This is a genomic window from Thalassolituus sp. UBA2009 (assembly GCF_002335285.1).
Classification (GTDB): Bacteria; Pseudomonadota; Gammaproteobacteria; order Pseudomonadales; family Oceanobacteraceae; genus Venatoribacter; species Venatoribacter alkanivorans.
On sequence record NZ_DDCJ01000035.1, the window covers coordinates 3342 to 16362 of the forward strand.

General features: G+C 53.4%; 10 protein-coding genes and 1 pseudogene. 2 read left to right on the plus strand and 9 right to left on the minus strand.

Annotated features, from left to right (window positions below):
- Nucleotides 1-341: 341 nt before the first annotated feature.
- From plsX to rluC, 6 genes are read right to left on the minus strand one after another with little or no spacing between them, the layout of a single operon-like run.
- Nucleotides 342-1346, minus strand: a complete 1005-nt coding sequence (gene plsX, locus B3P58_RS03895) for a phosphate acyltransferase PlsX (RefSeq protein WP_230333691.1) — start codon at nucleotides 1344-1346, stop codon at nucleotides 342-344.
- Between the two features lies 1 nt (nucleotide 1347).
- On the minus strand, nucleotides 1348-1533 hold the full coding sequence (gene rpmF / locus B3P58_RS03900; RefSeq protein ID WP_230333690.1) for a 50S ribosomal protein L32: 186 nt from the start codon (nucleotides 1531-1533) through the stop codon (nucleotides 1348-1350).
- A gap of 20 nt (nucleotides 1534-1553) precedes the next feature.
- Complete coding sequence (locus tag B3P58_RS03905; RefSeq protein ID WP_145468781.1) at nucleotides 1554-2090, minus strand: YceD family protein; 537 nt, start codon at nucleotides 2088-2090, stop codon at nucleotides 1554-1556.
- Between the two features lie 30 nt (nucleotides 2091-2120).
- Nucleotides 2121-3107, minus strand: a complete 987-nt coding sequence (locus tag B3P58_RS03910) for a S49 family peptidase (protein ID WP_230333689.1) — start codon at nucleotides 3105-3107, stop codon at nucleotides 2121-2123.
- The gene (locus B3P58_RS03915; protein ID WP_230333688.1) at nucleotides 3100-3759 is read right to left on the minus strand and encodes an HAD family hydrolase; all 660 of its coding nucleotides are present in this window, start codon (nucleotides 3757-3759) and stop codon (nucleotides 3100-3102) included. The genes B3P58_RS03910 and B3P58_RS03915 overlap by 8 nt, the downstream gene beginning before the upstream one ends.
- Nucleotides 3743-4711: a 23S rRNA pseudouridine(955/2504/2580) synthase RluC gene (rluC, locus tag B3P58_RS03920; RefSeq protein ID WP_230333687.1), complete on the minus strand. Its 969-nt coding sequence runs from the start codon at nucleotides 4709-4711 to the stop codon at nucleotides 3743-3745. Before rluC ends, B3P58_RS03915 begins: the two co-directional genes overlap by 17 nt.
- Nucleotides 4712-5175: 464 nt before the next feature.
- Between rluC and rne the strand changes: the two genes are divergently transcribed.
- Nucleotides 5176-8349 (plus strand): ribonuclease E, encoded by a 3174-nt coding sequence (rne, locus tag B3P58_RS03925; protein ID WP_408033939.1) that lies wholly within the window; start codon nucleotides 5176-5178, stop codon nucleotides 8347-8349.
- Between the two features lie 157 nt (nucleotides 8350-8506).
- Entirely contained in the window at nucleotides 8507-10402 is a 1896-nt protein-coding gene (locus B3P58_RS03930) for a hypothetical protein (protein ID WP_230333685.1), read from the plus strand.
- An 82-nt stretch (nucleotides 10403-10484) separates the two neighbouring features.
- On the opposite strand, the gene B3P58_RS03935 is transcribed toward B3P58_RS03930, so the two are convergent.
- From B3P58_RS03935 to B3P58_RS03945, 3 genes and pseudogenes are all read right to left on the minus strand, one after another.
- Nucleotides 10485-11273, minus strand: a complete 789-nt coding sequence (locus B3P58_RS03935; protein ID WP_145468787.1) for a type IV pili methyl-accepting chemotaxis transducer N-terminal domain-containing protein — start codon at nucleotides 11271-11273, stop codon at nucleotides 10485-10487.
- Nucleotides 11274-11420: 147 nt separating this feature from the next.
- On the minus strand, nucleotides 11421-12605 hold the full coding sequence (gene prpF, locus B3P58_RS03940; RefSeq protein WP_230333684.1) for a 2-methylaconitate cis-trans isomerase PrpF: 1185 nt from the start codon (nucleotides 12603-12605) through the stop codon (nucleotides 11421-11423).
- 140 nt (nucleotides 12606-12745) lie between these two features.
- Nucleotides 12746-13021: pseudogene (locus tag B3P58_RS03945) on the minus strand (Fe/S-dependent 2-methylisocitrate dehydratase AcnD); the annotation flags it as partial.

The window sequence follows — 13021 nt, forward strand, 5'->3', positions numbered from 1 at the left end:
GTTTCTGCCGGGCCGTCCTGACACATGGCCCAGAGATCAAGATTGATGGATTCAGACGCTTGTGCAAAGGTGCTCTGAATCTGAGGATATTCGGCCGCCAGATCCGCCAGCATACCAACCTGCTGCGCGCCCTGACCGGGGAAGAATGCAATTACATCGGTCATCACTTGCCCTGTATTCACGGTAAAAATCACTGTTGTACGAATTCTGAATAACGTTTCTGAATACGCGCTATCAATTGCGTTCCAACATCAGTGCCGAAAGCCGGACACATAATATGGAGAGCAATTGTTACAATAAATAGTCAACAATGCACAATATTATTGAATCAGATTCACCGCTCAATGATTTTGCAGACGATTAAGCTCGGCCAGCAAACGGGGTTTGTCGAAGCGCTCAACCTTCTGTAGCAGGTACTCCAGCGCATAGCGATAAGCGCGCTCGTCGGATTTGCCATGGGTTTTAACTACCACACCATCCAGCCCCAGCAGCAAAGCACCACCATGACGGGCCGGTGATATGCGCCGTTCAATGCGACCAATGGCCGGCGCCCAAAGGAATGACAGCCAGCGCAAAAACCAGGTATTGCGGAATTCGCTCTGCAGCTGCTCACTGAGCCATTCCGACAACCCTTCGCTGGCCTTCAGGGCGATATTGCCGGCAAAACCATCGGTTACCAGTACATCCAGCTCGCCGCGGTAGAGGTCATCACCTTCGTAAAAGCCGACATAGTAGTCCGGCATAATACGCTGCAGCTGTTCGGCCGCATGACGCACATTATCCGTCCCCTTGGTTGACTCGCGCCCAACATTCAGGAGACCAAGGCGTGGCGCCATCGCACACTGGGTGCAACTCCAGGCCGCACCAATACAGGCAAACTGCACCAGCTGATCAGCGCTGACACCTAAATTGGCGCCCAGATCGAGCATCAGCAGTGGTTTTTTGCGCGTGGGCAGCTGGGTTGCCAGCGCCGGACGGTCAAGACCAGGCAGCATCCCCAAAAGATGACGGGCAAGCACCATCAGTGCCCCGGTATTGCCAACAGAAAGCACACCCTGTGCGCGACCCTGCTGATATTCATGCAGCACCGCAGCCATGGTTGACTTCAGCCCCTGGCGCAGCATTTGCGCGGGTTTATCCTGCATGGATATCTGGGTTTCACAAAGGAGAATGCGTACCCGAGATTTACGGGAAGCAAAGAACGACTCCGCTTCATCAGCGAAGTCCTGAGTCACCGCCACAATCAGATGAACATCCGGGCGCGACTTGAGGAATTTCTTACAGGCCTGAAACGCAACGCGGGGACCTAAGTCCCCGCCCATTACATCTACCGCAACGGTAAACATATTAGTTGTTGCCAGTCTCCACGACTTTTTTGCCACGGTAGAAACCGTCAGCGCTTACGTGGTGACGACGGTGAGTTTCACCAGAAGTCGGATCGGTAGACAGTGCCATTACTGCAGTGTCCAGAGCATCGTGTGAACGACGCATGCCACGCTTGGAACGAGTTACTTTGTTTTGCTGAACCGCCATTTTAGGCTCCTAACTATTCGCTATTTCTGTTTGAGCTTAGCTAAAACGTCAAACGGGTTGGGTCGTTTGTCGTCTGAATCTGTTGTTTCCGGCTTCGACTCAGGTTGCTTAAACTGACAATCGCCTTCCGGGTGTGTTGGAAACATGGGCAGTGCCAGCAGCACTTCGTCTTCCATCACTGACCACAGATCCAGCTGACCATTTTCGTCAACTTCGACCGGCTCAAACCGTTTCGGTAATTGCTTGGCCTGATCATCGTCAAATACAAGTCCCAGCTGAAAGCTGCTTTCCACAGGAATGGTGACATTCCCGAGACAGCGCTGACAGATCATGACAACACTTGTATTACAGCTGCCCTGCAGTAACCGGTGCTTTTCCTGATCACGTTCGAAACGAATTTCGCAGTGAACAGGAGCGACGCAGTCTTCGACTGCTTCGTTAAGCCTGGTTAGCTGTTTGCTGTCAATATCGGCACTGAATTGCTGTCCAACAGTAACCAGTTTTACCGCATCAACACGCTTGGGAAGCTGAGCCTCTGCCATAGTGCGCGACATCATAGGTACGCAAAGCCCCTCTGTCAAAATTATTTAACGCAGACTCAGAGTCTGCTCAGTCAGCAGCGTCGCAAAGCCACGCCCCATACTTGCACCGAAGCGCTTCACCAGCTCATCCCAGGGGCTTGGCTGGTAGGTAAAGTTAACCAGTTCTTCGGTATCCAGTTTTTCCCGGGCAATCTGACTGCTGGATGCCAGCCCGTCAATCAGCCCCAGATCCAGCGCCTGCTCACCAGACCACACCAGACCAGAAAACAGATTCGGATCATCTTTCAGACGCTCACCGCGACCCAGCTTCACCTGCTCGATAAACTGCTTATGGGTAACCTTGAGCACGCCCTGCCAGAAGGCTTTTTCATCTTCATTCTCAGGCAGGAAAGGATCAAGGAAGCCCTTGTGCTCACCGGCAGTATACTGGCGACGCTCGACGCCGAACTTCTCCATCGCTTTCACAAAGCCAAAGCCGGAGCCCACCACACCGATAGAGCCCACCAGACTGGCTTTATCGGCATAGATTTCATCCGCCGCCGCGGCAATGTAGTAAGCGCCGGAAGCACCCAGATCCATAATCACCGCATACACAGGAAAATCAGGACGGGTTTCTTTCAGACGTTTGATTTCGTCATAGACGTAACCGGCCTGTACCGGACTGCCACCCGGGCTGTTAATGCGCAAAATTACACCCAGTGCCTTCTCATCATCGAAGGCGTCACGCAATGCACCAATAAGCGCATCAGCGCTGGCGTCCTGATCGGCAGCAATTACCCCATTCACCTCAATTACGGCCGCATAATTTCCTTCCGGCAGCATTTCTGTTCCATGCTCGCCCGGCATGCGCAGCAGCCAGATAATGGCGAACAGGTAAATAAAGGTGAGCGCTTTAAAGAAAATACCCCAGCGACGGGCGCGCTTCTGCTCGCCCTGCATATCCATCAGTACTTTTTCGATCAGCTTCCATTCTTTGCTGTTATCGTCCGGGCGGTTTGCCGGCTGATTCTGGTTAAGGTTTTCGTTATCCATTAATACGTATCCAGTCGTTAAGTTCTTGAATGCTATGGCAGATGGCCAGCGGACCACAAGCCAGAAGCACGCGATCATCATGCGCGCCATGCCCCATGGCCACAGACGCCATACCGGCAGCATTGGCCATATCCAGGTCGTAGGTGGTATCGCCGACCATCAGCGCCTCATCCGGCGCAATGTTCAGCTCACTCAGCAATTCCCTGAGCATCTGCGGATGCGGCTTCGAGCGGGTTTCATCGGCACAGCGGGTCGCAGCGAATCTGTGCCCTATTTTCAGGTCGCGCAGCATCCGGTCGAGTCCGCGCCGGCTTTTGCCAGTAGCAACCGCCAGTAAATGGCCCCGCTCAACCAGACCTTCCAGAAACTCCGGAGTTCCGGGAAAGAAGCCCATGGCAACCTGACTGTCAGCGACGAAATAGCGCGCATACACCTGCGTCATGGCCTGCAATTGCGGCTCATCAATCGCCGGCCATACCGTACGAAGCGCCTCCGGCAAGCCAAGACCAATAATGTTCTGTACTGCAGCATCTGGCACCTGCGGCAGTCCCACCTCGCCGGCGGCCTGCTGCATACTGTCAACAATGCGCTGGGTGGAGTCGACCAGCGTACCGTCCCAGTCAAAAATAATCAGTTTAAAGCGCAAACTCACACCCCGCCTTCTTTAAAATACTGCTGAATTCATCGTCCGGCAGCGCACTGATCTGCAGGCGCTCACCACTGTCAGGATGGCGGAAAGACAACTGCCAGGCATGCAGAAACAAACGCTTAACCCCCTGACGCTTGTCGATATCCTGCTGCGAGCGGTCGCAGTACTTCACATCACCGGCAATACTGCAGCCCTGAAACTGACAGTGCACCCGAATCTGATGGGTACGCCCGGTCACCGGCTCTGCTTCTATTAATGAGTAATGCGACCCCGAGGCCTTCAGGGTGGTTTTGGTCAGTGACGTTTTACCTTCCGGACTCACCATCACCATGCGCTCACCGGACTGGCGTTCAAAACGCAGCAGCGGTTCGCGCACTTCGGTCACAGAAGCAGGCCAATGCCCGTGCACCATGGCCAGATACTTTTTACTGATACCTGATTTGTTCGCCAGCATGCGCTGCAAAGCCGTCAGTACTGAACGCTTTTTGGCAATCATAATAACGCCCGAGGTATCACGATCGAGACGATGCACCAGTTCAAGAAAGCGATGATCCGGGCGCATTTTACGCAAGGCTTCAATCAGCCCCAGATTCACCCCGCTGCCACCATGCACGGCCAGCCCGTGGGGTTTATTCACCACCAGAAGACCATCATCTTCATGCAGGATGGCATTCTGCAGAATTTCCTGCAGTGCCGGTGATACATCCGGCGTCTCATCGCGCTCGGCAATCCGCAGCGGCGGCACCCGCACCACATCACCAGACACCAGGCGGGTATCCGCCTTCACCCTTCCTTTATTTACCCGCACCTCGCCTTTACGGATGATGCGGTACACCAGCGTCTTGGGCACACCTTTTAAAACAGAGATAAGAAAATTATCGACACGCTGACCATCGTTATCGGCGGTCACCGTCAACAGCGATACTTTACCGGTATCGATTTCGTGATTTGACATAGGTTCGAAGCAGCCCAGGCGGCGGATTTATTTGTGGTATGGCATTTGCGGGGCGCAACCAATGTTGCTATATTCGCCCACGGCCTTGGTCGGCACAGAGAAAGCGTACAACCCAGCCGACGATCAAGATCAGCCGAAAGGCGAGGCCAGGCCGATCAAGCGGCAGAGTATAAGGAAGAAGACATACTGTTAAAACTCTTCCTGACGAATAATTACGGCGAGCGCAGGCCAATGGCCGCCCGCCCAGTGAGATAAACCACGCAGCGACCTGCGGGCAATCTCGCATTATCAAATTATGGACAGTGTTGGTGCACAACAAACCAGAGGCACCACTGCGAGACAGGTCAGGCGACCCGAAAACGGCGCTGACAACTGCTGCAAAGCACCCATAAATATTTTGGTAGTGGCCGGAATAGTCCGGCATTGCCAGCCGGTACGTTGCCAGAACGAGCTTAACGTACAGCATGAAAAGAATGCTTATCAATGCAACTCAGCCTGAAGAGTTGCGTGTAGCCCTTGTAGATGGCCAGAAACTCTACGACCTCGATATTGAGTCCGGCTCCCGCGAGCAGAAGAAGTCCAATGTCTATAAAGGTAAAATCACCCGCATCGAACCCAGCCTGGAAGCCGCGTTTGTCGACTTCGGTGCTGAGCGTCACGGCTTTCTGCCACTGAAAGAAATTGCCCGCGAATACTTTGTTAAAGACCCAGGCCCAGGCCGCATCAACATCAAAGATGTGCTGCGCGAAGGTCAGGAAGTCATCATTCAGGTCGACAAAGAAGAGCGTGGTAACAAAGGTGCCGCACTGACCACTCAGGTATCCCTGGCTGGCCGCTACCTGGTACTGATGCCAAACAATCCACGTGCCGGCGGCATCTCCCGCCGCATCGAAGGCGACGAACGCACCGAACTGCGTGAAGCCATGAAAGGTGTGACCGTACCGGACAAAATGGGCGTTATCGTCCGCACGGCCGGTATTGGCCGCAGCGCCGAAGAACTGCAGGCTGACCTGAATTATCTGGTTCACCTGTGGGACGCCATCAAGCGCGCCTCCGACGAGCGCCCTGCTCCTTGCCTGCTGCTGCAGGAAAGCAACGTTATCATCCGTGCCATCCGTGACTACCTGCGTCAGGACGTCGGTGAAGTACTGATCGACACCGATGCCGCCTACGAAGAAGCTCTGGGCTTTGTGCAGCAGGTCATGCCGCACTACCAGAACAAGTTCAAGCGCTACACCGATGCCGTACCGCTGTTCAACCGCTATCAGATTGAAAGCCAGATCGAATCGGCCTTCCAGCGCGAAGTGAAACTGCCATCCGGTGGCTCTATCGTTATCGATCCAACCGAAGCCCTGGTGTCTATCGACATCAACTCGGCGCGCGCCACCAAAGGTGCCGATATCGAAGAAACCGCACTGAACACCAACCTGGAAGCGGCCGACGAGATTGCCCGCCAGCTGCGCCTGCGCGATATGGGCGGCCTGGTAGTGATCGACTTTATCGACATGCTGTCCAGCAAGAATCAGCGCGAAGTTGAAACCCGCCTGAAGAAAGCACTGGAAGTGGATCGTGCCCGCGTACAGGTTGGCCGTATTTCCCGCTTCGGTCTGATGGAAATGTCGCGTCAGCGTCTGCGTCCGTCGCTGGAAGAAACCAGCGGCCACGTATGCCCGCGCTGTAACGGTACTGGTGTTGTGCGTGATATTCAGTCTACCGGTCTGTCAATTCTGCGCCTGATCGAAGAAGAAGCCGCAAAAGAGAACACCGGACAGATCCGCGCCATTGTGCCGGTATCCGTTGCTACCTTCCTGCTGAACGAAAAACGCACCCTGATCGCCGGTATCGAAGCCCGTCACGGCAGTAAAGTCGTGGTTCTGCCGAATCCGAACATGGAAACACCGCACTACGAAGTATTGCGTCTGCGTCCGGATGACAGCCTGATCGGCGAAGTCAGCTACGAACACAAGATGGAAGAAGAAGAGACCGAATACGGTCTGGATCTGACCATCCGCGAAACCAGCAAAGTACAGCAAGCTGCGGTTAAAGCCGGTGCTCACAGCGTTCCTGCCGCTGCACCGGTTGCAACGACAAGCGAAGCAACAGCCAGCAAAGGTCTGTGGAGCAAAATTGGCAGCGCCCTGTCTGCGCTGTTTGATGGCGGTGAAAAGCAGGAAGAAAAACCTGCGCCGAAAAAAGCCCGCGAAGAAAGCAGTAACGGCCGCAATGAGCGCAACCGTAACGAACGCAACCGCAATGACCGTGGCCGCAACCGCAATCGTAACGAGCGCAACCGCGATGACCGCAGCGATGGTGATAACGAGCGCGGCAATCGCAGCGAAACCCGTAGCGAAAGCCGCAACGAAGGTCGTGGCGAACGCTCCGGTCGCAACCGTAATGACCGCCCTGCCCGCAATCGCAACGATAACCGTAACGACGGTGAACGTAACGACAACCGTGCCGAGCGCAATGAAGCCGAAGCCAGCAACGAACCACGTGCACCACGCCGTGACCGCAGCGGCAATCGTGCACCACGCAACGAAGTCCGCAATGACAAAGTTGAACTGACCGAAAACGAAGCAGCCAGCAGCGTAGTGGCCAGCGAAACCGCCGATGCCGGTAACCGCAGCAGCGAAGGCCGCCCAGAGGGTCGTCGTCGTCGCAACCGTGGTGAACGGGGCGAGCGCAACAATACCCAGGCTAACACTGCCAACACTGAAGAAAACAGCAACGAACAGGCCGCTGAAGAACAGGCTGTAGTAGCTGCAGATAGTGCTGTAAGCGAAAATGCAGCACCCCCTGCCGATGCCGGTAACAGCACGGATGCGGGCAGCGAAAGCAACGCTGATGAGAATGGCGAAAAGACAACCCGCCGCTCACGTAACAGCCGTCGCCGCAACCGCAACCGTGACGACCGCCCGGCCAAAGCCGGTGCCGCTGAAGCAGACAACGGGGAAAACACTGACGCCAATGCAGCGGATGCCGCTGTCGAAGCAGCCAATGCTGAGACCAGCGAAGTAAAAGCAGAAACCGCTGAGCAGTCAGCAGCTGTTGAAAGTGCTGATGCTCAGGAAGCCGTAGCGGAAGTTCCGGCGACTGAAGCTCCTGCAGCTGCAGAAACCCAGACTACAGAGGCTCATACCACTGAAACTCTGGCCACTGATACTCAAGTCACTGAAGCCCCTGCTGCTGAAACACAAACTGCAGAAGTACAGACTACTGAAGCAGCTGAAGCGCAGGAAGCTGTCGCTCAGCCAGCTGAAGGAACGGCCTCCCAGCCTGAAGTGACTGTTGCTGAGGAAAAACCAGCCGCCACAGAAAAGGCCCTGGCAGAAGCAACCGAAGCAGAAACAAGCGAAGCAGAAGTAACGACTTCTCAGGAAGAAGCAGCTACAGCAACCCAGGGCAATGATCGTGCATCCCGTCGTGGACGTCGTCGCAACCCGGGAGGTCGTGCGCCTAATGATCCGCGCAACCGCCGCAATGCGGATAGTGCGGAACAGGCAGCAGCACCGGCCGAGCAAGCCGTTGCAGAGCCAGCTGCCGAATCTGTGGTTGTAGCTGACGCTGAACCAGCGGCAGAAACCACTGCGGCAACTGAAGCTGAAACAGCAACAGAAGCCGACGAGCACAACAAGTAACACCGACAGGCGACAACGTACGTCGCCGTCTGTTACTGACTGAAAACCGCCTCCGGGCGGTTTTTTTATAGCCCGCAAAAACGTTTCACTGCTGACTGACGAGACAGTTATCAGTAATATCCTCACCCGAATCAGAAATTTTCAGCAAGGACGATCCATGGCCAAAGCCCTATCCATTATGCCCGTCGCATATTCAGCCAAGCAGCCTTATTTACAGCTGCTGCTGGCACTGATCATCTGCACAATATTCAGCCAGAGCGCCAGTGCCGAGTCGATGACCATGGTGCGTGAGTACACCTACAACGCCAGCGAAAATGATTCAAAGGTTTCCGCCCGCAAAGCCGCCCTGCAACAACTTCAGGTGCTGTTAATTGAAGAAGTCGGTGTACAGGTGCAATCCAGCTTCAGCAACACCGAAACCCTCGATAAAGAAGAATTCAGCCGTACTGTGCAGGCCAACTACCAGACATTTGCCAGCGCGCTGACAAAAACAAAGATCCTTGAAGAAAAATGGGATGGCGAAAATTTTTACCTGAAAGCGGAAATTGAAGTCGACCCTGATGGTTTAAGCACCCAGATTGCAACCATTATTGGCAGTGGTGGTAAAAACCCCTGTGACGCCGTACGTGAGCAGGTAAAAATCACATTACATAAAGCCCCAAGCCCGGATAAAAATGCCGAGCTGGTCGCTTTTGCATTAAAAGCGCCTTTCGATAACGACTGCAACGACTGGCAATATAACGTGCTCTACTCCCTCACCCAGAGCCGCTATCCCGCTACTGGCTACCGGGACTATCTGTTTGTCCAGCTGGCACAGATTGCACCGCATAATCTGTCCGAATATCTTCCAGGCATCGCAAAATACGCCATTACCAAAGATAACGGCATCACACCAACTGAATGGGAAACCATGCTCAGCAGCCTGCAGCGCCTGCCAGAAGACCGCCTGCAGCCTCTGCTGTCAGCGTTATCCAATTACAGCGATAAATCCCCCGATGATACGCGCAGCGGTAAGCCCAGCTATCAGCCACAAACCGCGCTACAACTGAAAAATCAACTGCAGTCATTGATTCAGGCGGCAGAAAAAGGAAAAGTCGGCAACCCTGCCCTGAGCGCTGGGGAACTGACCGCACGCATTATTAAAGCCAGCGCTTATCGCCAGCCGGCTATCGGGGCTGAATTATTCCAGCAGTACAGTGGCGAGCTGCCGGACATTAATGACATGGTTAAACCCATTACCGATTTTTATAAAAACCAGCTGAAGGCAGCCGGCAACCAGGAACTGGCCAGCAACAGCTTTAATCTGCTGCTGGAAAAACTGAACGAGCAAAAAGACACCCTCAACGACAACACTGCCAAAACAATGTATTACCTGCTGACAACACTGGAACGTAACGCCGAAGAAAATCAGCAGCAGGCAGCATTAATCGAGAATATACTCGGCCGCTATCCAAAGCTGTTTGCTCAGATCATCAAAGGCCAGCGCATTAATGAGGTACAGAAGAACCTGTGGTTTATCCGTTATAACCTGCCCGACTCCGAAGCCTGTACGCCAAGAGAATGTGCTGACCGGTTATTCGGTGACGGCAATGCCATGGAATTAAATGCTTACGGAGAGTATCTGGTTGCTTACGGAACGCGCGCGGCGGCTTCAGAAGACCTCGTTATCCGTAAATTGGAGCGTGTGCGCGTGCAGGCCAGCGGCCCTTACCGCACGACCATGAAACGCCATCTGATCACCGTACTGGGAAATATCCGCACCCAGGATTTACGCGCACAGGAACTATTGATAGAAAGCCTCGGCGATCTTGATCATAAAATTCCGGAAGAGGCACAAAACGCCCTGATTAAATTAGGCAGAGGTGTGCAGGAAAAGATGATGTCGATGATTTCCACCTACGAACCTCTGGTGCAGCGCCGCATGGTTGAGACCTTAGGAAAAATGCAGCCGGATACAGACATTGTGAATTTTCTTAAACGCATTCCTCAGAACGATCAATATATGCGCTTTGCCGTTGAAGATGCACTGCGCGACCAGCAGCGGGCGCTTTAAAAAACATAAGGCACAGCCTTTGGGCTGTGCCTTAGCTTGTATGCCCACTACCATGTACAAATATTTCAGCGACGCTCCATACTCAGAGATTCATCAACTCTTCATATTGATGAGTAATGGCATCCATTTTCCACAAAATGGATTCTGTCGTTACAGCGATAACCGTCGGCACATAACGGCCTTCCTTATTTAAGGCAAAACCGGTCTGGGAAAAAGTCCATTGCGAATCAACCCTGGCCAACGCCTGACGAATCTGTTCGGTACTCTCAGGGCTACCCTGCAATTGCGTCATGGCCAATGAAAATTGCTGCACAGCCTGCTCAAATTCGGCCTTTAACCCCTCATCCTGAACATTCCAATAAAGAGCAAAATAAGCTTTGGCAATTTTCTGCGATAGCATCCGTTGTCGTCCGGCAATATTAATCAGCAGAGCTTCGGGCCTGTTGGTGGCTTGAGTAATGGCCTGACTGATGGCATGAGTAGTTTGCTCACATAAAGCCAGCAAGCGATTATTATCCTGCAACAAGGTTTTTGCCTGATCTTTTTGTGGTGTGGACAGCAGCATCTGGCGCTGCTGTTGCCACAAAGATTCGATCTGGCGTAACGATTTTTGCAAATCAGAATCTGCAGCATAATCAAGCAGCTGCTGCAAGTGTTGTTCAAATTCCGCAACACTTTCATCCAATTGCTGATGGGCCTTATCGGGGCGAATAGCAGCGCCAACCGCCAGATAATTTTTCATAACCCGCTGCGACAAATAACGCAGACTACCGGCATAATTAACGGCTTCCGCATCATTTAACCTCTCAGCAGCCTGACTTACCCCAACGCCTGGCAACAGCAACAAAAGAACCAGCAAGAACCGACGCATACATTAGCCATCCATATAAAAAGATTACTCATGTTAAATACGTCGTAAGGTCAAACCCTGACTTACAGCAAGACCGAACCTTTGCCATACGGGCCATTAATGAGTATGGAGTACTCCGGCCGGAGTACCCCTATAAGGAATGTTGCTTCAGAGATGGATGTTGTCGGCAGGAATATGCACATTACCTTCCATAATTATCCGCGCACTGCGGCTCATTACAGCTTTGGTCGCCGTCCATTCGCCATCAACCAACGCCGCCGCTGCACCCACGCGTAATGTACCGGACGGATGACCAAAGGTTACGGAGTCACGTTCGGTACCGCCGGCCGCCAGATTCACCAGCGTACCAGGTACCGCCGCCGCCGTTGCGATGGCCACCGACGCCGTACCCATCATCGCATGGTGTAATTTCCCCATGGATAACGCACGTACGCAGACATCGATATCGGCTGCAGAAATCTGTTTGCCACTGGATGCTTCGTAATCCGTTGCAGGTGCCACGAAAGCAATTTTCGGCGTGTGTTGGCGCGCAACCGCTTCGGAAATGTCGGCAATTAAACCCATTTTTACCGCGCCGTAAGCACGCATGGTTTCAAATTTCGCCAGCGCTTCGGCATCGGAATTAATGTCTTTCTGCAGCTCGGTGCCTTTGTAACCAATATCCGCCGCATTGACAAAAATGGTCGGAATACCGGAATTAATCATGGTGGCTTTGAACGTACCAATGCCCGGAACTTCGAGATCATCGACTACGTTACCGGTCGGGAACATAGAACCTTCGCCATCCGCCGGGTCCATAAATTCAATCACCACTTCCGCTGCCGGAAAGGTTACGCCGTCGAGCTCAAAATCGCCGGTTTCCTGCACCTCACCATCGGTGATCGGTACATGGGCGATAATGGTTTTCTGAATATTTTTTTGCCAGATACGCACAGTACAAATGCCGTTGTGCGGAATACGATCGGCCGCGACCAGACCTTTGGCAATGGCAAATGCCCCAACGGCAGCGGTTAAATTACCGCAGTTACCTGACCAGTCCACAAAAGGCTTATTAATCGACACCTGGCCGAATAAATAATCCACGTCGTGATCCGGCTGTTCGCTTTTCGCCAGAATAACGGTCTTTGAGGTGCTGGACGTGGCACCGCCCATGCCATCGATCTGCTGACCGTACGGGTCTGGACTGCCAATAACACGCAACAGAATGTTATCGCGCACGTCTCCCGGTACCTGAGCCGCTTCAGGTAAATCGGTCAGGCTGAAAAATACACCCTTAGAGGTGCCGCCACGCATATAGGTGGCCGGAATTTTAATTTGTTTGGACATAGTCATTTCTCTTTCAGGACGTTACTGAAAACGTCGATGCCCTTAAAAGAAAGGTGGGCAGTGCCCACCCTACTTTGGATTTTTTAAAACGCCGCAAAACTATATTTTGCGGCGTTTCGGAAGCGTTAACGAGGCAGTCTGCTTCGTTATTCGCCCTGCAGGAAGTCCTGAGCGAACTTCTGCAACACCCCGCCGGCACTGTACACATCCACTTCCGCGGCGGTGTCCAGACGACAGGTCATCGGTACTTCAACTACTTCACCATCTTTACGGGTAATCACCAGTGTCAGATCGCAACGCGGGCTCAGATCGCCTTTCACGTCGTAGGTCTCAGTACCATCCAGGCCCAGAGTCTTGCGCGTGGTGCCGGCTTTGAATTCCAGCGGCAGTACGCCCATGCCGATCAGGTTGGTGCGGTGAAT

Excerpts from the sequence above, each read along its gene's own strand:
- B3P58_RS03930 (WP_230333685.1), top strand. The coding sequence starts at position 8,507 with ATGGCCAAAGCCCTATCCATTATGCCCGTCGCATATTCAGCCAAGCAG.
- B3P58_RS03905 (WP_145468781.1), bottom strand. The coding sequence starts at position 2,090 with ATGATGTCGCGCACTATGGCAGAGGCTCAGCTTCCCAAGCGTGTTGAT.
- B3P58_RS03910 (WP_230333689.1), bottom strand. The coding sequence starts at position 3,107 with ATGGATAACGAAAACCTTAACCAGAATCAGCCGGCAAACCGCCCGGAC.
- B3P58_RS03935 (WP_145468787.1), bottom strand. The coding sequence starts at position 11,273 with ATGCGTCGGTTCTTGCTGGTTCTTTTGTTGCTGTTGCCAGGCGTTGGG.
- plsX (WP_230333691.1), bottom strand. The coding sequence starts at position 1,346 with ATGTTTACCGTTGCGGTAGATGTAATGGGCGGGGACTTAGGTCCCCGC.
- prpF (WP_230333684.1), bottom strand. The coding sequence starts at position 12,605 with ATGACTATGTCCAAACAAATTAAAATTCCGGCCACCTATATGCGTGGC.
- rluC (WP_230333687.1), bottom strand. The coding sequence starts at position 4,711 with ATGTCAAATCACGAAATCGATACCGGTAAAGTATCGCTGTTGACGGTG.
- rpmF (WP_230333690.1), bottom strand. The coding sequence starts at position 1,533 with ATGGCGGTTCAGCAAAACAAAGTAACTCGTTCCAAGCGTGGCATGCGT.
- rne (WP_408033939.1), top strand. The coding sequence starts at position 5,176 with ATGAAAAGAATGCTTATCAATGCAACTCAGCCTGAAGAGTTGCGTGTA.